General features: G+C 44.0%; 14 protein-coding genes. 7 read left to right on the forward strand and 7 right to left on the reverse strand.

Going from position 1 to position 19,571, the window contains the following annotated elements; translation table 11 throughout:
* The first annotated feature begins 83 nt into the window (after window positions 1-83).
* The 4 genes from hemC to add all read left to right on the forward strand — a co-directional run bounded on the left by hemC (window position 84) and on the right by add (window position 5,068).
* Window positions 84-1,022, forward strand: a complete 939-nt coding sequence (gene hemC, locus D9603_RS10055) for a hydroxymethylbilane synthase (RefSeq protein WP_128731202.1) — start codon at window positions 84-86, stop codon at window positions 1,020-1,022.
* Window positions 1,023-2,840 (forward strand): uroporphyrinogen-III C-methyltransferase, encoded by a 1,818-nt coding sequence (locus D9603_RS10060; protein WP_128731203.1) that lies wholly within the window; start codon window positions 1,023-1,025, stop codon window positions 2,838-2,840.
* Window positions 2,837-3,940 carry a heme biosynthesis HemY N-terminal domain-containing protein gene (locus tag D9603_RS10065; protein ID WP_128731204.1) on the forward strand — a complete coding sequence of 368 codons (1,104 nt, stop codon included), beginning with the start codon at window positions 2,837-2,839 and terminating at the stop codon, window positions 3,938-3,940. Before D9603_RS10060 ends, D9603_RS10065 begins: the two co-directional genes overlap by 4 nt.
* Window positions 3,941-4,072: 132 nt before the next feature.
* The gene (gene add, locus D9603_RS10070) at window positions 4,073-5,068 is read left to right on the forward strand and encodes an adenosine deaminase (protein WP_128731205.1); all 996 of its coding nucleotides are present in this window, start codon (window positions 4,073-4,075) and stop codon (window positions 5,066-5,068) included.
* 20 nt (window positions 5,069-5,088) lie between these two features.
* Here add and D9603_RS10075 read toward each other — a convergent pair whose 3' ends face one another.
* From D9603_RS10075 to ubiD, 3 genes are all read right to left on the reverse strand, one after another.
* Entirely contained in the window at window positions 5,089-5,496 is a 408-nt protein-coding gene (locus D9603_RS10075) for a CBS domain-containing protein (RefSeq protein ID WP_128731213.1), read from the reverse strand.
* 155 nt (window positions 5,497-5,651) lie between these two features.
* Window positions 5,652-6,365: an NAD(P)H-flavin reductase gene (gene fre / locus D9603_RS10080; protein ID WP_125253626.1), complete on the reverse strand. Its 714-nt coding sequence runs from the start codon at window positions 6,363-6,365 to the stop codon at window positions 5,652-5,654.
* Between the two features lie 77 nt (window positions 6,366-6,442).
* The gene (ubiD, locus tag D9603_RS10085; RefSeq protein ID WP_125253627.1) at window positions 6,443-7,915 is read right to left on the reverse strand and encodes a 4-hydroxy-3-polyprenylbenzoate decarboxylase; all 1,473 of its coding nucleotides are present in this window, start codon (window positions 7,913-7,915) and stop codon (window positions 6,443-6,445) included.
* A 448-nt stretch (window positions 7,916-8,363) separates the two neighbouring features.
* Between ubiD and D9603_RS10090 the strand changes: the two genes are divergently transcribed.
* Window positions 8,364-10,985, forward strand: a complete 2,622-nt coding sequence (locus tag D9603_RS10090; RefSeq protein ID WP_241651634.1) for an EAL domain-containing protein — start codon at window positions 8,364-8,366, stop codon at window positions 10,983-10,985.
* Here the strand turns inward: D9603_RS10090 and D9603_RS10095 are convergent.
* Window positions 10,982-11,767, reverse strand: a complete 786-nt coding sequence (locus D9603_RS10095; RefSeq protein ID WP_128731206.1) for a sel1 repeat family protein — start codon at window positions 11,765-11,767, stop codon at window positions 10,982-10,984. The two genes, D9603_RS10090 and D9603_RS10095, sit on opposite strands and share 4 nt — an antisense overlap.
* A 91-nt stretch (window positions 11,768-11,858) precedes the next feature.
* The gene (locus D9603_RS10100) at window positions 11,859-13,250 is read right to left on the reverse strand and encodes a M20/M25/M40 family metallo-hydrolase (protein WP_128731207.1); all 1,392 of its coding nucleotides are present in this window, start codon (window positions 13,248-13,250) and stop codon (window positions 11,859-11,861) included.
* A gap of 163 nt (window positions 13,251-13,413) precedes the next feature.
* Here D9603_RS10100 and dbpA point away from each other — a divergent pair, with 163 nt between their 5' ends.
* Window positions 13,414-14,796 carry an ATP-dependent RNA helicase DbpA gene (gene dbpA, locus D9603_RS10105; protein ID WP_128731208.1) on the forward strand — a complete coding sequence of 461 codons (1,383 nt, stop codon included), beginning with the start codon at window positions 13,414-13,416 and terminating at the stop codon, window positions 14,794-14,796.
* Here dbpA and D9603_RS10110 read toward each other — a convergent pair.
* Window positions 14,785-15,369 (reverse strand): DNA-J related domain-containing protein, encoded by a 585-nt coding sequence (locus D9603_RS10110; protein ID WP_128731209.1) that lies wholly within the window; start codon window positions 15,367-15,369, stop codon window positions 14,785-14,787. The two genes, dbpA and D9603_RS10110, sit on opposite strands and share 12 nt — an antisense overlap.
* 71 nt (window positions 15,370-15,440) lie before the next feature.
* Here D9603_RS10110 and D9603_RS10115 point away from each other — a divergent pair, with 71 nt between their 5' ends.
* Window positions 15,441-18,278, forward strand: a complete 2,838-nt coding sequence (locus D9603_RS10115) for a response regulator (RefSeq protein WP_128731210.1) — start codon at window positions 15,441-15,443, stop codon at window positions 18,276-18,278.
* Here the strand turns inward: D9603_RS10115 and D9603_RS10120 are convergent.
* Window positions 18,275-19,537 carry a methyl-accepting chemotaxis protein gene (locus tag D9603_RS10120; protein ID WP_128731211.1) on the reverse strand — a complete coding sequence of 421 codons (1,263 nt, stop codon included), beginning with the start codon at window positions 19,535-19,537 and terminating at the stop codon, window positions 18,275-18,277. The two genes, D9603_RS10115 and D9603_RS10120, sit on opposite strands and share 4 nt — an antisense overlap.
* Window positions 19,538-19,571 lie beyond the last annotated feature (34 nt).

Below are 19,571 nucleotides of genomic sequence, written 5' to 3' on the forward strand. Positions count from 1 at the left end.
CCGTTCATTCGTGCGGCCAAGTTACCAAATATAAGAATATACAGCGACGCTTTGAGTTGCTGTACTAACGCAAAAGGCAAATCATGACAGAACAAGTTTCCGTATTACGTATTGCGACTCGTAAAAGCGCGTTAGCGCTTTGGCAAGCTGAGTTTGTAAAAGCTGAACTTGAAAAACACCATGCAAACTTAAAAGTAGAGCTTGTGCCAATGTCGACGAAAGGCGACAAAATCTTAGATACACCTTTGGCCAAGATCGGCGGTAAAGGGCTTTTTGTAAAAGAGCTGGAGCAGGCAATGTTAGAGGGCAGAGCTGACATTGCTGTGCACTCAATGAAGGACGTGCCTGTTGATTTTCCTGAAGGGCTAGAACTGCACACTATTTGTGAGCGTGAAGACCCAAGGGATGCGTTTGTATCTAATACTTATGCGTCACTGGCAGAGCTACCAAAAGGTGCAATAGTGGGCACTTCTAGTTTACGACGCCAGTGTCAAATTCGAGCGGCACGTCCTGATCTGGTAATTAAGGACTTGAGGGGGAATGTGAACACCCGCCTAGCCAAGTTGGACGCCGGTGAGTTTGATGCCATTATTTTGGCCGCAGCGGGACTTATCCGTTTAGAAATGATTGATAGAATCGCAAGCTATATTGAGCCTGAAGCTTCGTTACCGGCAAATGGTCAAGGCGCGGTGGGCATTGAGTGTCGTAGCAATGATGCACAGACCAAAGCCTTTTTAGCACCACTTGAACATACTGACACGCGCATTCGTGTACTTGCTGAGCGAGCAATGAACCGTCGTTTAGAGGGGGGCTGTCAGGTTCCAATCGGTGCGTACGCTGAAGTTTCGGGTGATCAAGTACACTTACGAGGTCTAGTCGGTGCAATTGATGGTAGTGAAATCTTGCGTGGTGAGTGCCGTGGTACTGTCGCAGAGGCTGAGCAACTTGGCATTCAACTCGCCGAATCGTTACTTGCACAAGGAGCAGACAAGATTTTAGCTGAGGTTTATAAGGACGCTTAAATGAAAGTTGCGCTGACTCGACCTGTTGGAAAATCTGAGCCGTTATCTGAGTTATTGTCACAGCAGCAGATAAGCTCTGTGATTTGCCCTGTACTAAGGTTAAATGAAGTCGCGGTTAGTGACGCGGCTCAGGCGATGATACATGAAGCCGAGTTAGCCATTTTCGTATCACCAGATGCAGTGCGCTATTTTAGCCAATTAGCATTACCATTAGCGGGGCATTGCGCAGCCTTTGCTGTTGGTGAAGGCACGGCCGATGCTATACAGCAAACTCTTAATATCAAGGCTAAATATCCTAAGCAACCAGACTCTGAAGGGTTGCTTGCACTTCGGCAGCTGTCGTCGGTTGAGGGTAAACGTGTATTGTTGGTTAAAGGCAAAAGTGGGCGTCCCGTTATTGCCCAAACCCTCAAAGCAAGAGGTGCCATCGTTGATAGCTTGGCGGTGTATGAGCGCACTGCGGTAAAGGATACCTCGGATAGCTGGTTAGACCACTGGCGAAGCCAGCAGATTGAAGGTATAGTCATTACCAGTAACAGTGCAGCGGATGCGATTTTTAATACGCAGTCGTCAGCAAGTAAAGATTGGTTGGCTCAGCGTACTTTCTTTGTTGTGAGCCAACGTATTGCTGAGCATGTACAGCAATCCTATAACATTGAACAGTCTCAAATTGTGGTATGTCATGGCCCTGATAATCGTGCCATCGCAGGGAGTATCATCGACTATACCATGCAGCAAGGGCGCAAAATGACTCAGTCTGAATCGCAAACAAAGCATACAAATACTCAGCAAACACAAAGAGCAGTTGAGCAAACGGTCGCATCACATCAAGCAAAAACAGGAGTGAGTAAGGTTGCGCTCTTGGCGTTACTCGTCGCGCTTGGTAGTGGTACTGGTGCTGGCTATGTTTATCTACAGCAACAACAACAGTTGCAACAAACGTTATTGGCTAATCAAGCAATTAGCGCGGAAAATCAGCTCCTAAGTACACAATTGAATGGCGCTAAATCACAACTTCAGCGGGTAGAAAAAGTGCTCGACTCACTGCAAGGTGATGTCACAAAGCGATTGGCTGAGCAACAGCAAAATGTGGATACACAGCTTATGCAGACGCTTGCTAAGGCGCAGCAGCAAGTAAGTGGTGCAGTTGCCTCAGAAGCTTTATATTTACAGCGCTTAGCTACGTTTAAGGTTGCAGCAGAACAAGATTACCTTGGTGCTGTTGCTATCCTTGAGCGGTTGTTAGAGAGCTTAGCGTCTGAGTCCAACACCGCAGTGGTGAAACAGGCGATTGCCACCGACATTGCTACCTTGAAAGCTTTGCCCAAACCACAAACAGAGTCGCTCTATTTCGAGCTTCATGGCTTGCTGTCTCAGGTTGACGTGCTAACGATTAAAACCAAACAGATCCCCCAAACGAGTGTGAGTGAAGACGCTGTGTTATCGCAACAGGTTGATGATTGGAAAGCAAACTTACAGCGCTCTTGGCAGAGATTAGTTGATGACTTTATTACCATACGCCATCATGACGAAGTGATCATCGACCCGCTCCTTGATAAGAATGAACAGCTACTTATTCGCGCTCAGCTACGTGCTTATTTGACTCAGGCGCAAACGGCACTAATGGATCAACAAGCAGGCATTTATTTTAGTGCCCTTGATGGTGCAGCCGAAACACTGGCGCGTTATTTTGACACCCAGCACCCCTCGGTGAATGCGATGCAACAGGCGCTGCACAAACTAAGCCGCAGCGAAGTGCAACGCCAAGATTCTGTTGAACTAGCAACGCCTGTGGCTGTGAAGGGGTGGCTCAAATGATGGCAAAAATCATTACTTTCGTACTCATTTTCATTGCCTTAGCTGCGAGCCATCTACTGATTGATGAAAAAGGCTATGTGCTTATCTCCTTCAATCAAACTACGATTGAAGGCAGCATAGTGTCTTTCACTATCTTGTTATTACTCGCTATCACAGCTTTAGTGTTGCTGGGTAAGATAGTGCGTTGGTCGTGGCGTCACCTAATAAATACTAAAGGTCACTTTTCAAGAAAGCGTAAATTAAAAGCGCAGCAAGCTTGGGATGAAAGCTTGTGGCTATTAATTAATGGTGAAGTAGAGCAAGCCGCAACGTTGTTAGCAAAAACGCCGCAGCCAGATGAGCGTCAAGACTATGTTCGCGCCATCGCTGCAAAAGCAGCTTTGAAGCAAGGGGATATTGTTAAAGCCAATACTGAGTTAGAAGCGATATCCGATGATAACCAAGGACAGCTTGCGACGCTGTGGCTTGAAGCCAATAATAGTGAGCAAGCGTTGGCTTTATTAGATGACAAAATGTCAGCGGCGAAGCCAACCGCTGCGGTGCTAAGTGGGTATATTGCAGCATGTGTTGAGGCGCAGCAGTCTGAACAAGCCACGACACAAATTGCAAAGTGGCATAAAAAGCTAAATTGGAGTGATGCACAGTGGCAAACTCTGTTTGAGCGCATGTTTACAGCCACACCAGAACAAGCTGACGCTTTGTTTAATATGCTACCTAAAGCTGTAAAGGCACATGCAGTACCTGCGCTAACCAAAGTTAAGTTACAACAGGGGCGTATTGCAGAAGTCACTGGAGACTTGAAGAAGTTATTGAAGCAGGGTCAATATCATCAATTGGCTGAATATCTGCAATACAATACACAGGCTAACGCAGAGCTTAAATTAGCCTTACAACAACAGTTGAAAAAGCACCCTGATGATAAAGAGCTATTGTTTGCACTTGCGTGCCTTTGTAACGCAGAAGCGGATTATGAACTCGCCGCTAAGATTTTTGACTCATTAAGTGCCCACCCATGGGAAGCGCGCTGGAGTAAACAAGCTCAGCTCGCCTACGAAAAAATACATACCTACGAAAAAGCGTATTTAATCGCAAAATCGTAACAAACAGCCTGCCCAGCGATGTGCAGGCTTTTTTGTATTAAAGTTAGCTATACTCAAGACTGACATTTGTCCTTGCTATCTTAGGTTAGGTGCGTATGATCCCAAAAATTTTAACTGCAAATCGAGCCTCTTATGATCAATAACACACTTCCGCTATTAGATTTACATCGCCACTTAGATGGTAACGTTCGTGCGACAACGATTTTAGAACTTGGCCAGCAGTTTAATATGGAACTCCCTGCTACAGATATTGAAAGCCTGCGCCCCCATGTGCAAGTGTTAGACAATGCCCCCAACCTCATGGCGTTTCTTGAAAAACTAGATTGGGGTGTAAAGGTACTAGGTGACTACGATGCTTGTCGCCGTATTGCGGTGGAAAATGTTGCCGACGCAGTTGCACAATGTATTGATTACACTGAGTTAAGGTTTAGCCCTTACTACATGGCAAAAACCCATAATCTACACCCGCAGGGCGTGGTTGAAGCCGTAGTCGACGGAGTGCAAAGTGCAGTCAAGGGTCAAGACATTCAGGTTAACCTGATTGGCATTATGTCACGCACATTTGGTGTTGAGAAATGCCAATATGAGCTAGACGCGCTACTTGCTTTTAAGGAGCAGTTAGTTGCGATTGACCTCGCGGGTGACGAGCTGGGCTTCCCTGGCGAGCTGTTTATTGAACATTACAAACAGGTTCGTGATGCTTATCTTGGTGTGACCGTGCATGCTGGCGAAGCTGAGGGCGCGGTAAGTATCTGGCAAGCTATTAAGGAGCTTGGTGCAACACGTATCGGTCACGGAGTTAAAGCAATCCATGACCCTGCTCTGATGGACTATTTACGTGATAATCGTATCGGGATCGAGTCTTGCCTAACCAGTAACATCCAAACAAGCACTGTCGAAAGCTTAACCACGCATCCGTTAAAAGCATTTTTAGATCATGGCGTGTTGGCAACCATCAATACTGACGATCCTGCGGTTCAAGGTATTGAGCTAGATAACGAGTATAGCCATGCAGCTGCGGCGGCAGGTCTAGACTTGAGTGATATCCATAAAGCGCAGCGCAATGCAGTTGAGATTGCTTTTTTAAGTGAGGCCGATAAAAAAGCCTTACTTGCAAAGAAAGCCTAAATTGAACTAGCTGTGTGGGATTATCCCGCACAGCTAAGATAACTTTCTTTGAGTGCCGCAACCACTTGGCTACGCGTCACAATTCCTATGACTTTACCTTCGTTTATGACAGGATAAACCTTAGGGCTATTTTGCTGCATTCGCTGTGCTAGGTCGACAACGGTTGTTGCAGCTTCAACACTCAGGGCCGGCGTTGCCAGTAAATCTCCTACCTGCACTTTACCATCGCAAAAGTAGCTGGAATTAAGCAAAGGCTTGAGCATTTGCTGTTCTGATACAAATCCAACCAGATGACGCTGTGTATCTACCACAGGAGCACCAATTAAATGATGCTTTTGCAGCAAAGAAATGGCATCAGTAAGTTCAGTGTCAGCGGTTAGTGTTGGAAAATCGGGTGACATAATGTCACGAACATAGAGTTTACTCATCATACTTCTCGCGGTATTTGTGTGTACGAAGAGAATAGCGGGCGAGTGAACTTTGGTAAAATGGATTGTTTTGATTGATTTGTTCTATTTTTTCAATGTGTGACTGACGACCAGTCACACATTGAATAAATTGCTATTAAATAACTTAGTTCTGGTTACTTAATAAACGCGAAGGCATCTGCGTACATAAACTCACGCTCTGCGCCATGGTTGATAAAATCATCACGCACGATGCCAATCATGTCAAAGCGCCCAGCCATATAGATGCTGTATGGCTCTAACGAAACAATATCTTTCATCACAGCTTGATGTACATAGCCGCGATGGCCTTGCCAAGCATCGCTGGCATTTTCTACTACAGGAATAAATTGAAAGTGTTTGTTGGATGACGCCCAAGCTTCCATTTCTGCTTTTGCATAAAGTGCTGACTCTTCTTTTACGCCCCAGTAAAACAGTACGGGTTGGTCGTATCCCGTTTCAGCCAGATAGTCAGCCATTGATTTTACGTAAGAAAACCCTGTACCGCCCGCCAGTAATACTAATGGGCGGTTTTGATCTGTGCGTAACTGCGAGATGCCAAGACCCACCTCTAACTGTACGGTTTGCTTGGTATCAAATGCCTGACGTAGGTGCTCTAAAGATTGCATGGCATAAGAGTCTGCACCAGAGGCACCGATATGTAATTCCAGTTGATCTTGAGTCGATGGACTACTGGCGATAGAAAAAGCGCGCTTGTCTTTTTCTCCAAGTACGACTTGCAGATAATGACCGGCTTCAAACTTGACTGTCTCTTCAGGTTTTAAAATAACTTTGTGAACAAATTCTGTAAGAGGTGTAATAGAAACAACCTCTGCTGCTAATACTTGCATACCTTACCTTTATTAAGCACGTGGCTAAAGTCTGTGCACTCTAGCATAGCTAAGTGAACAATGTTAGATGATATATGTCATTTGATGTCTATCCCGAGACTGTCCCAGATTTCATCAACACGTTGTTTTATCGTAGGATCCATCACAATAGGCTCCCCCCACTCGCGGTCAGTTTCTCCTGGCCACTTGTTTGTGGCATCCATGCCCATTTTGGAACCAAGTCCTGACACAGGCGAAGCAAAATCTAGGTAGTCAATAGGTGTGCTTTCAACTAGGGTGGTGTCTCTTGCAGGATCCATGCGGGTGGTAATAGCCCAGATCACATCATTCCAATCTCTTGCATTGACGTCATCATCACAAACAATCACAAACTTGGTGTACATAAACTGACGTAGGAAAGACCATACTCCCATCATGACGCGTTTAGCATGCCCCGGATACTGCTTTTTCATGGTGACGACCGCCATACGGTACGAGCAGCCTTCTGGTGGAAGATAAAAATCGACGATTTCTGGAAACTGCTTTTGTAGGATGGGAACAAATACCTCATTAAGGGCAACACCAAGAATCGCTGGTTCATCAGGTGGACGGCCAGTATACGTACTGTGATAAATTGGATCTTTACGATGGGTAATATGAGTGACCGTCATCACAGGGAAGTCATCTACTTCATTATAGTAACCGGTGTGGTCGCCATACGGACCTTCTGGCGCGAGCTCGCCCGGTTGAATATATCCTTCTAAGACGATTTCGGCACTTGCTGGAACTTGAAGTTCGTTCGAGATAGATTTGACGACCTGAGTTTTGCTACCACGCAGCAACCCTGCGAATGCGTATTCACTCAGAGTATCCGGCACCGGCGTAACGGCGCCTAAAATAGTTGCTGGATCGGCGCCCAGTGCAACTGAGACAGGGTATGGTTCGCCCGGGTGCTCTTTACACCACTCTTGAAAGTCTAGTGCGCCACCTCGATGTGAGAGCCAGCGCATGATTATTTTATTTTTACCGAGTAGTTGCTGACGGTAAATTCCTAAGTTTTGGCGCTTTTTATAAGGGCCTCTGGTAACCGTTAAGCCCCAAGTAATCAAAGGTGCAGCATCACCGGGCCAACAGTGCTGGATAGGTAGCTTGGTTAAATCAACTTCATCACCACTAAGTACAACCTCCTGACATGGGGCTTTTTTTACCTCTTTGGCGGGCATATTTAACACTTGTTTAAATACCGGTATTTGACCCAGAGCTTCTTTAATCCCTTTGGGTGGCTCAGGCTCTTTTAAAAACGCGAGCAGTTTGCCAACCTCTCTTAGCTCGTTGACATCATTTTGCCCCATACCCATAGCAACACGTTTCGGGGTACCAAAAAGATTGGCTAAAACGGGAATATCGAAGCCGATAGGGTTTTCAAATAAAATGGCGGGGCCGCCGGCACGAAGCGTTCGGTCGGCAATCTCAGTCATTTCTAGTTTAGTAGAAATAGGCTGGGTGACGCGAACAAGTTCCCCTTGCTTTTCAAGCTGTTTTATAAAATCACGTAAGTCTTGGTATTTCATTGGCGCACTATGAGTTAAGTTTGGTTTAGTATATCAACTAAGTATATTTTTCCTAGCTGTACGAGTTGGAAGCGTAAATGGTTTAGCAAGCAAATTGACATTATTGCGAATTAGACCATATTTTCAGAATGCACCGTCTTGTCAGTTGGTTTGGTCAGGTGTATAAATTGTTATCTAAAGACGAGTGTGTTGAGTTTTTTTTCATGAAAAAAAACAAAAGTCTTCATGGCCTGAGGTTTGGATAAGGAATACGCTAAAACTGGCTGCTAAAAAAGCATCATTTATCCAAAGTATAGGATACTTAATGCCAAAGTTAACGCAGTCTGCGTTGGGTTTACTCCCTTACATGGAGCGAATTTTAAGCGCAGTTGGTGTAAGATGTCGCTCACATGCCCTTTGCTCTATAGCTGCTGCAGTTAGATAAATCGATATCCTAAGGGGTCAGAGTTTGAAGTTGTTGTCGAAAATGCTTGGATGTCTGCTGTCGCTTGTTTGCTTGGGCGCAGGTGCAACTGAGCTGCCATATTATACTTTTTCCAACCATAGTGCTGTGATGCTAATCATTGACCCTGCCACAGGTAAAATTGTAGATGCCAATAAATCAGCAGCAGCGTTTTATGGTTATAGTGAGGCAACGTTAGAGCGTAAAGCTATTCAAGACATCAACTTATTTACTGCCGAACAAGTTGCTAATGAGCGTCAAGCCGCATTAAATGAGGGGCGCAATTACTTTATCTTTCAGCATCAAATCGCCGATGGCAGCATAAAAACGGTGAGCGTGCATTCCACACCTTTTGAAGACTTAAATGGCAACCCCAAGTTACTGTCAATCATTCAAGACATGAGCGAGCAGCGCAAATTACAACAAGACCTATGGCACTATCAAGCTAACCTTGAGCAACAAGTCCTGTTGCAGACGGAGAAGATCAAGCAAGCCAATATGGTACAAGTGGTGCTGCTAACAGCCGTAATTGCGGTTTTGATCCTCTCTATGGCGGTGTTGATGGCAGTATTGGTGAGGCTTAAGCGTTCTAATCAGCGCTCACAAGCGCAAGGGGCAAAGCTTAGTGCTATCTTCGATAGCATTAACGCCTACTTGGTTTTTACTGATGAAACCCATCACATAGAGGCCGTGAATGGCGCGGTACTAAAAGAGTTGGGAGAGTTTGATAGTTTAAAATCCCAATCTATCTATACCTTATTTGACGTGCTGGATTCAGAGCGCCTATTAGAAGAAGGCACGATAGAGTGTAAGTTAGATGAGCGCTTTGACTATTTAAACGTAAGGGTATTGTGTGCACCTGTTGTGAGTGAAAATCAGGCTAGGCTCGGGTTTATCTACGTTATACAAGATATTACCCTAGAGCTTGAGAATGAACGTGAGCAACGCTTAGCCAGCACAGTATTTGCCACAACATCAGAAGGTGTGCTGGTATCCGACAAACACAATCATATTCAGATGGTAAATCGTGCCTTTACTGAGATCACCGGCTACAGCGTAGACGAAGTTATCGGCCAGACACCGGCATTATTAAATTCAGGCAGGCATGATGATAGATTTTTCAATGGATTGTATGAAGACTTAATTCATAAAGGTCATTGGGAAGGGGAAATTTGGAACAAGCGTAAAAACGGCGAAATTTATCCAAGTTGGCTACAAGTGTCTTCTGTATTTAACGAAGCGCGAGAAATTGATATGTATGTTGCGCTTTTCAGTGATATTACGTCTAGAAAGCGCAATGAGCAGTTAATGTGGCAGCAGGCTAACTTTGATAGTTTGACGGGGCTAGCCAATCGTCATCATTTTCATGTGAAGTTTGACCTAGCGCTAAAGCGCGCTGCGCAATTAGACGAACGGATTGCGATTTGCTTTATCGATCTCGATCGATTCAAAGCAGTTAATGATACCCTTGGTCATCATATCGGTGATTTATTGCTAAAAGAAGCAGCAAGTCGTATCCATGAGTGCGTTCGCAGTTCTGACACGGTAGCGCGTCTTGGTGGCGATGAGTTTGCATTGCTACTGCAAGATGTTAGTTCAATTAGTGACTTGGAGCATATTGCGACAAAAATATTGCGGGCATTGGCAAACCCATTCCATTTGGAGGGGCATGAGGCCTATGTGTCCGGCAGTATGGGGATCACTTTGTACCCTGATGATGGGGGGGATCGTAAAGTGCTATTGCGCAATGCCGACAGTGCGATGTATAAAGCAAAAGATCATGGTCGTGACTGCTTCCAATTTTATACCTCGGCTATGCACCAACATGCAAAGGCAAGAAGTGTGCTGGAAAGCGCCTTACACAAAGCGCTGTCAAACAGAGAGTTATCATTAGTATACCAACCGATTTTCGCCCAACTAGGCAGCGCAGAAGTAGTGGGCTGCGAGGTATTACTGAGGTGGAAAAGTGAATTATTAGGACATGTTTCTCCTGAGCAGTTTATTCCGGTATGCGAGGAATTAGGCCTTATTTTACCCATCGGTGAATGGGTGCTTTATCATGCTTGTTCACAGGCTAAAGCATGGCAAGACAATTATGGCAATCCTCTTTTTATTGCGGTTAATGTGTCCAGCATTCAATTTAAACGTCAAGATATGGTTGAGCTTGTCAAAAAAGTATTGAGAGACACAAAACTGGAAGCAAAGTATCTGACATTAGAAATTACCGAATCGGTGTTAGTTGATAATTCAGATAAAATATTGGCACAGTTAAAGGCGCTGCGAGCGTTGGGAGTTGAGCTGGCCATTGACGACTTTGGAACCGGGTACTCCTCTTTGAGCTATTTAAAGCGATTCCCCTTATCTAAGTTGAAGATAGATAGAACTTTTATCCGCGATCTGCCTGAAGACGAAGAGGACAAAGCGTTAGTTAGTGCTATTATTTTGATGGCACATAAACTCAATCTGAAAGTCATCGCTGAAGGGGTCGAAACTCCAGCTCAGTGCATGTTCTTAAAAGGGTTGCTATGTGATATGACACAAGGATATTTTCACTCTAAGCCGTTAAACCAGTCGGACTTTGAAGAAAATATACTGACAACTGCCTATCATAAGCAAAACCACAACTAGTTATTCGTAGTCTGGCAGTGATGGGTTTTACACAGCGTATCTAACGCAGCTTTGGCCTTGTGATTTCCTTGCTTTGCGGAAAGCTGTAACCAATGGATTGCCGCTGGAATGTCTTTAACACCTCCTTCACCATCACGTAGCATAGTTGCGTAGTTATATTGTCCCCATGGATTGCCAGATTTAGCTGTATCGGCAAACCCCTGTCTTGCGGCTTCAAATTCTTCTCGATGATAAGCTCGAATCGCATCTTGGTTTTGTGCCGAAATGTTTGGCCCATGGTAAAGCGGTTTAGGCTTTTTAAATCTTGGCCTGACTACGCCGCCTAAAACATGAATACCAACAGGGCGATAGACTGACATTATCGTTTCATTATCTAGTAAATCCAGTAATTTACTTTTTTCTAGAGTCTGCTTTTGTGGTTTAAAGTAGCGGTCTGTCATTAGCATACTGACACGAATATCACGGGTAATATTGCGCATGGTACGGTAGGTAAATGCACCTGCTTTTACTTCTATATAGTCATCGGATAATGCGGTAACTTGCAGCACTTGGAAAGCTGGTTCATAAAGGTGCTGAGACCGTTTTGCAGTATCAAAGATAATAATATCATCCACCTCAGGTGCGTTTAATAAAGAACGATAACTAGAGATTTCCTGTTGCTGTCGGTGGTAAAAGTAAAGGCAAACAGTTAAAGCGATAAACACGGTGACAACCAGCTTATTGCGACTGATAAAGTCGAAGAGTGTGTCATAAACCGAAAATAATAAGTTTTTGATTTCCATATACTAATTATAATTGCATCAAAAGGTGTTGTTAAAATAGACAATAGATGAGAAAGGAACAAGCCTACTTGTCCCTTATAAGTGTAAAAATTTATTTCCCCGCCATCTTGGTTTTGGCATCTGCCGCCATCAAAGCAAAAACGGCGTAAGCCGCAGTATTCTGTTTCAACTTGGCTGGATCGACCTTATCAAGTGTGTCGTCTGCGGTATGATGGTAATCAAAATAATCTGTGCCATCTTGATGCAGTGCAAAAATAGGCGCCGAGGTGCTATTTTTTAGCGGGATAAGATCAGGCCCACCATGTGCGCTATTTTTACCTATGTATTTCACACCTAAAGGTGCTAGCTGCGCTGCGATTTCTCGTACCACTGGTAATGACGCTGCATTCACATTGGACTCAAACGCATACACCACATCCGCCCCAAAGTCGGACTCAGCTGCTGCAACAATGTTATCTAGGTCTGCTTTATGTTTTTTAAAGTATGCTTTTGCACCCCAAAGGCCTAGCTCTTCAGCGGCAAATAACACGACACGAATACTACGTTTTGGACGCTTAACATCGGCAATATGCTTGGCAGCAGCCATGGTAAGCGCAACACCTGCACCATCATCCAAAGCGCCAGTGCCCAAATCCCAAGAATCCAAGTGACCACCGATCAGCACATATTGTGCAGGAAATTCAGTCCCGGTAAACTCACCAATGACGTTGTAACTAGTACCTTGTCCCAGATTTTCAGTTTGAATATTCAGTGATACCTTCACGTCGTGACCGGCATTAATAAGTCGTGCTAATTGATCTGCATCTGGATTGGCAACAGCCGTTGCAGGGATCTTGGTTACCCCAGTCTTATAGTGGCTACCACCAGTGTGAGCAAAGCGATGATGGCTAGTACTTACGGAACGCATCATATACGCAATGGCACCTTTTTTTGCAGCTTCAACAGCACCACTATTACGGGCTCTGACAGCAGGGCCGTAACCGTTGCCATCTATATCGCGGTTCATACGGTAGTTAATGAAGGCTATTTTCCCATTTAGGCTGCCAGCGGGTGCTGCAATGAGTTCATCTAATGTTTCAAACAGTACCACCTCAGCGCTTAACCCCTCAGTTGGCGTGCTGATGCTATTTCCCAGTGCTGTAAGGTGTAGTGGTTGCTCACTTGGTAGAAGAATTTTTGCTGACTCATGGTAGCGACGCCACTCTGGGAAAGTCGCTTCTTCGACCCAAACCTTGTCAAAGCCTAGTTGCTCCAAATGTTTCTTTGCCCAGGCAACTGCTTTTTTATCGTTTTCAGTACCTGGTAATCTTGGTCCAACTTCCGTAGTCAGCGACGTTAACAGTTGCCAGCTCAGATTGCTTTGACTTGCCGCTTCTCTAACTTGCTTAACCTGCGCCAGTTGCTGTTCGCTGAACTCTTGGGCTTGAAGCGCCGAGCTTAAGCTCATCGTCAAGACAGCTACCAGTAGTGATCTAAACTTCATGATGATCCTTGATAAAATGAAATGTGCGCAAGAATTAAAGCATATATTGGCGTATAAATCCGATTATTACGGTGATGAAATTGACAGCAATGGCAATAAGCGATTAGAGAATCTATGTAATTGGTATAAAATGCTAGATTAAGATAGCGAATAGGAAAGCACAGTGTCGATAACCTCTTTTTCTCAACTTCCTTTAAACCCAGCCTTAGCAAAACGCCTTATCGATCTTAACTATGTCATACCAACGGCCGTGCAATCTGCTAGCTTACAGCCAGTGCTTGAAGGGCAAGACTTGGTTGTTAAAGGGAAGACAGGTTCAGGTAAAACGTTGGTTTTTGCATTAGCTATATTAAATAAGCTACAGCTACAGACCAATGATGCGCAAGCACTCGTACTGTGCCCAACCAGAGAGCTGGCCGATCAGGTAGCACAAGAGATTAAAAGTGTGGCAGCAATGATCGGTAACGTGAAAGTACAAACACTATGTGGTGGGGTGTCTATTGAACCACAAATGAGGTCACTGCAGCATGGTGCTCATATTATCGTTGGTACGCCTGGTCGAGTGGAAGAGCATGTACTGAACGGCTCACTCATACTGACAGAAGTGCAGACCCTAGTGTTTGATGAAGCTGACCAAATGCTGGATATGGGCTTTACTGAAACGTTAGAAAGCATAGCAATGTACCTGCCGCAAATGCGACAAACTCTGATGTTTAGTGCAACTTATCCAGATAAAATCATGAAGTTGGCGACGCAATATATGCGCTCGCCGGAGCTGGTTGAAGCACAAGAAGAACAGGTGCATCACAGTATTAAGCAAACCTTCTATCGATTAGATAATAATAAAATGCGCTTTAACGCCCTGAGAGTTTTATTGATGCAGCACCAACCTCAGAGCTGTATTGTGTTTTGTAATACTAAAGCTGAGACTAAGCGATTATTTGAAGAACTGCGTCAGACCGGGCTCGCATGTGTTGAATTACATGGAGACTTAGACCAAGGAGAACGAGAGTGGTCTTTGCTTACCTTTGCAAATAAAAGTGCCAATATACTGGTGGCAACGGATGTAGCAGCCAGAGGGCTAGATGTAGATGAAGTTGAACTGGTCATTAATTATCATTTGGCACTAGAACCTCAAACACATGTGCACCGAGTGGGGCGCACAGGTCGAGGAGAGCATAAAGGCGTCGCACTGTCACTGTATGGTGAAAAAGAGACGTTTAAAGTGGATCAGCTTATTGAGCTCTATGGTCAGGCACTAAAGCATGGCACTTTACCGAGTCATTCACTGTTAGAAAAATCAGCTTATAAATCTAATATGGTTACCTTAATGATTGAGGGGGGCAAGCAGCAGAAACTGAGAAAAGCAGATATTGTTGGTTGTTTAACTGGTGAAGACGGCATAAGCTTTAAGCAAATAGGTAAAATTAATATATATGACGTTCAGGCATTTGTCGCGGTAAAACGTGAAGCTGCAAAGCCTGCACTGCGCAAGCTTAATAACAGTAAGATCAAGAATAAGCGTTATAAGGCACTACGTGCTTAGGGCGTGCTTAAGTATTTCGTATTCATTCATTAAGCATTTAAACGTTTCCTCATCACCTGACTTATCTGGGTGGTGAGCAAATGCTAACTTTCTCCATGTTCTACTTAGTTGTTTACGGTCATAATCTTTTGGTAATTGCCACTTGATGATGATGCCTGCCAGTTCATGACTAGAGACTGCGTATGGCTGCCCAGCATTTGTAGATGCAAATTTGCGCCAGAAGCTATCTAGGAGTTGACTCACCTCTTCACTACTTGTTTCATAGTGCTGCCAATCTAAATAGTAGCTCCTGAGAGGGTCATGTTGTGCGAGTTGATGGCTATCGCAAAGTGGTGAGAGGTGAATATTCAGCGCTTCAATATGCAAGTACTGGCCGTCCTTAATAAGCTCTTGCTGCAATTGATACAGTGCATTCATAATTAGGAAGTTTCGTTTAAACAAGTCTTTACTATCATCTTTATCCAAGCGAGGAAGTATCTGTTGTGATAACAGTTCTGCTGCAATGGTATGGGCTTTCCAAGACCTCTTTTGACAAATTAGTCTAAAAATAACATCTGTAAGCGGATTGAACATTGTCGCCTCATGAGTCTTGGTGTATCTTCACACTACCACGCAGAGTAAATGATAAGCAATGGAGAGCAGCAATGAATTTATTGGGGCAGATTACGTCTTGGTCTGCGATCGCCTATTTCGTTTGTTTCTCCGCTACATTCAATGCACAAGCAACTTTAAATAATGCCAGCCTATCTGAGCGAATTATTGAAATGAAGCGCAGTGCAGATTGGCAACACATGCAAATATTAGGTATGGAGTTGCTTCGTGAGCCGACTTTAAATGGTGCGGCCAAAATAGACGTACTTTTAAGCTTAAGTAAAGCTGCTTATGATAGCAATCAATTTAAAGACGCTCTAAATTACTTATCTCAATTGGAACTTGCTACTAGAACAAAAGTACTGAGTGACAATCACTTCAAAGCGGTTAAGCTACAAGGTATCAGTAATTTTTACCTCGGCCATTACCAACAAGCTATTGATTTTTATACTCGTGCTTTGGCATTAGCAGAGCAAAGAGATATGCCAATAGAAACTGCTAACTTACACAGTAATCTTGGCTTAGCTTATTTCAAAAACTTTTCACTAGACTTGGCATTGCAGCACTATTTGAAAGCGGATGAGCTGTATCAAGAGTTTGGAAGTGCACAAGATCATGCTGATATTTTGCTAAATATATCAGGTGTCTATATTCGCCAAGCTGCTTATGAAAAAGCTGAAAGCATGCTACTTACAGCACTTCAAGCCTTTAACCAATTAAACGATGAATATGGTGCAGCATTGGCTCATGCTGATTTGGGCGTGTTGTATACCGAAACTAAGCGGCCTGAAATGGCTCAAGCCTCCTATCTAGCAGCGATTGATTACTATGAGGCCAAGAATGATGTCAGACATTTATCCTATGAGTATGTCAATCTTGCATTGCTAAGTTATTCACTAGGGCAGCTGGAAGAGGGTGAAAAGAACGCCAATTTTGCGCTTTATTATGCGGAAAAAGCAAAAAATCCAGCAAACCTAATGGAAGCACAGTTTGTATTGGCGAAGATATTGTTTGCTCAAGGTAAGTTGGAAGATGCTTTCACGAATGCCGAGCAGAGTTTGATAGCAAGTCGAACCATGCATGAACAAGAAAAAGAACGCACAGCATTGCGACTACTCGCGTTAATTGAAGCTGCTAGAGGTAATATCGATAAGGCAAGAAACTATGACTCGCAAAATATAGAAGCACAAAAGCGTTTGATGAATGAAGATGTGCTCAAACGCTTAAATGACTATCGAGCTAAATATGAAGCCAGTGAACTGAGTCGTGAAGTCGAAGTGCTAAAACAAGAGCAAAGGCTACAACGACTTAAAGAAGAGCAGCGCAGCCAGTTGCTATTACTCGGTGGTATTATTGCTGTACTTACTCTGCTCACTGCTTTTGCACTATATCGTCGTAAAGTAGAACAAAAAGCAAAGTTGGAACTCAGTCAAAAAGTGGCGCTTAGGACGTCAGAGCTGCAACAAAAGGCAGATGAGCTTAGAGCTGCGAACCAAGTTAAAAGCCAGTTTTTAGCTAATATGAGTCATGAGATTAGAACGCCACTGACTACAGTGCTGGGTCACGCTGAAGACTTACTTGCAGAGCAGGATCTCGGTACTCAGGTGCAAGCATCCGTGCAAACTATCTACAATCAAGGCCTCCACTTAAGAGATTTAGTCAATGATATTTTAGATCTAAGCCGTATCGAAGCTGAACGGTTGGCGCTTGAGGCGACTGAATTTTCAGTCTCAAGCTTAGTGGCTGATTTATGTGATATGTTTCAACAGAACATCCACAGTAAGCAACTGGAGTTTATTGTCTGCGATCAAGTGAGAAGTAAGGCTTATGTCAGGCTGGATTATATTCGAGTAAAACAGATATTAATAAATCTGTTGAGCAATGCACTGAAATTTACAGAGCAAGGTCGCATAGAGTTTAGCGTTTCGGAAGTGCCGCATGGATTGCAGTTTAAGGTTGTAGATACTGGGATAGGCATGAATGAGCAGCAAATAGCGCGAATTTTTGAGAGCTTTCAGCAAGCAGACAATAGTATAACTAGACGTTTTGGTGGTTCTGGCCTCGGATTGAGTTTATCTAGCCAGCTGGCCAACATGATGAATGGTGAAATCACAGTGCAAAGTGCACTAGAGCTTGGTAGTACCTTCTCATTCTTTGTCCCCTGTACTGTTTATCTTAACTCGACAGTCACTGATATTCAGAAGCCACAACAGGCACAACCTCTACTGTCAGGGAACGTGTTGGTAGTTGAAGATCATGCAGAAAATCGACAGTTATTTTCACGTATGATTGAGCGTACAGGTGCTACGGTGACGGTAGCAGAAAATGGCGCGAGGGCGGTTGAGCAGTGCTTAAGCGACTTTCCAGATCTTGTGCTAATGGATATTCAGATGCCGAGGATGGATGGGGTGGAAGCGTTAAATATTATTCGTTCAGCGGGATACTCAGGGCCCATTTATGCGCTAACGGCAAATGTGCTCACAGAGGAAGTAAAGTCATATATTGATTCGGGCTTTAACGGCCATATTGGCAAACCAATTAATAAAAACGAGCTATTAAGCATACTTAATATTCATCTAAGTAGCGAATATGCGAGCAGTACACAGCAATCGATTAATATTGATCTCACCGATCTGCGCGATAGCTTTGCCAGTACTTTTGAACAAGAGCGGTATTTATTGATTGATGCTTGGCAAAATAAAGACTTTGTTGCGCTGCAAGCGAGTTGCCATAAGTTAGCGGGAGCCGCTTCTATGTTCGAATTCCCAGAATTGGCAAGCATTGCAATTGAGTTTGAAAAGGCACTTAAGCACCAAAGTGAATCACAGTATCAATCCCTATTCTTGGCGCTGTGTGATCAGCTCAAGTCTCAAGAATCGTTAGCGTCTTAAAATAACTCAATGTCGCCAGAGTCATCTTCTGGTGTATCCTTGTTATGCTTGTCGCCAACTGTGGTGAGTCGAGAGGTATCTTTTCTTAGGTCAAGCTCGGGGGTAAAGTCAGAGATTTTAAAAATTGACAACTTTTCATGGATGCTTTGTGACAGAGCAATAAGATCTTGATTAGAAACTGCTTGTATCTTTGTGCTGGATAGTGCATCTGAGTTGAGTAACACAACGGACTCTATACTTTCTTGTGCGGCATCTGATGCTTGTTTTTGTTCACCTACTTGCTGATGAATATCGTGAGACATCTCATTGATAAACAACATCGCATTTTCGATTTCATCCACCTCTTTTGTCGAAGCTTCGCTGAGCTTGACGGTGTTGTCTGTCTCTTTGAGTGCGGCCTGCATTAAAGCATAGACAGAATCTGTCCCGGATTGGATTTTACTAATAACTTGGCTAACTTCCCTTGTAGAGTGGCTGGTTCTTGCTGCAAGATTTCTAACTTCATCAGCTACTACGGCAAAGCCTCGGCCAAGCTCGCCTGCCCGAGCAGCCTCTATTGCAGCGTTTAGGGCTAGCAGGTTTGTCTGCTCAGCAATACCATTTATGACTTCAAGAACAGAGCTTATTTCATTACTATCAGTTTTGAGGATCTCAATTTGTTCACTGGTTTTTTTTATATTTTCAGCGAGGATAAGCAAGCTATCTTGGCTTTTGTCTGTATCTACTCGGGTTTTCTTCACCGCTATAGTGGCATTTTCAACAGACGTATAAATTTGCTCTAAACTGGTATCTAAACGTGCCGATATCTCCAGCATGGACTGAATCGAAGTGGCTAAATATTCACCGTGAGTATGCTGTAAGGTGGCTTTTTGTGTCATCGACGCATACGTGTCTCGTAAACTATCTGCCATCGGGTGCAGTCGAGCTGAAGATGCGTAAACCTCACTGATAATGTGCTCAATTACAGCAAAGCAGTCATTCATTAACAAGCAGGACTTGGGCGTTTTTTGGCTTTTTTCATCAAATCGATAAGTTAAGTCAACGCAGTTGTCATGCATGAAATTGCTGACAAGGTGATCCATATGCTGCTCAGCCGAGGCAATGTTTTTGAGTAACTGAAGCTGGACAAAAGCACTGCACAGCAGCGCAGAAAATATCACCATAATTTGCATGATTGTAGAGGTGAGCAGTGTCATTGCCAGGCTGACAGAAACGAGATTAAACGCTGTTATAGCTGCAATAGTACGACCAAGCTTCATGTTTGTCCCTAGATAATACCAATTTGCTTAATTA

This window comes from Pseudoalteromonas sp. PS5, from assembly GCF_004103255.1.
Lineage (GTDB): Bacteria > Pseudomonadota > Gammaproteobacteria > Enterobacterales > Alteromonadaceae > Pseudoalteromonas > Pseudoalteromonas peptidolytica.

Bases quoted from the DNA above. Each gene is read 5' to 3' on its own strand.
- D9603_RS10110 (WP_128731209.1), bottom strand. From the start codon at position 15,369: ATGTTCAATCCGCTTACAGATGTTATTTTTAGACTAATTTGTCAAAAG.
- ubiD (WP_125253627.1), bottom strand. From the start codon at position 7,915: ATGAAATACCAAGACTTACGTGATTTTATAAAACAGCTTGAAAAGCAA.
- fre (WP_125253626.1), bottom strand. From the start codon at position 6,365: ATGCAAGTATTAGCAGCAGAGGTTGTTTCTATTACACCTCTTACAGAA.
- D9603_RS10095 (WP_128731206.1), bottom strand. From the start codon at position 11,767: ATGGAAATCAAAAACTTATTATTTTCGGTTTATGACACACTCTTCGAC.
- add (WP_128731205.1), top strand. From the start codon at position 4,073: ATGATCAATAACACACTTCCGCTATTAGATTTACATCGCCACTTAGAT.
- D9603_RS10100 (WP_128731207.1), bottom strand. From the start codon at position 13,250: ATGAAGTTTAGATCACTACTGGTAGCTGTCTTGACGATGAGCTTAAGC.
- D9603_RS10115 (WP_128731210.1), top strand. From the start codon at position 15,441: ATGAATTTATTGGGGCAGATTACGTCTTGGTCTGCGATCGCCTATTTC.
- D9603_RS10065 (WP_128731204.1), top strand. From the start codon at position 2,837: ATGATGGCAAAAATCATTACTTTCGTACTCATTTTCATTGCCTTAGCT.
- hemC (WP_128731202.1), top strand. From the start codon at position 84: ATGACAGAACAAGTTTCCGTATTACGTATTGCGACTCGTAAAAGCGCG.
- D9603_RS10120 (WP_128731211.1), bottom strand. From the start codon at position 19,537: ATGAAGCTTGGTCGTACTATTGCAGCTATAACAGCGTTTAATCTCGTT.
- D9603_RS10060 (WP_128731203.1), top strand. From the start codon at position 1,023: ATGAAAGTTGCGCTGACTCGACCTGTTGGAAAATCTGAGCCGTTATCT.
- D9603_RS10075 (WP_128731213.1), bottom strand. From the start codon at position 5,496: ATGAGTAAACTCTATGTTCGTGACATTATGTCACCCGATTTTCCAACA.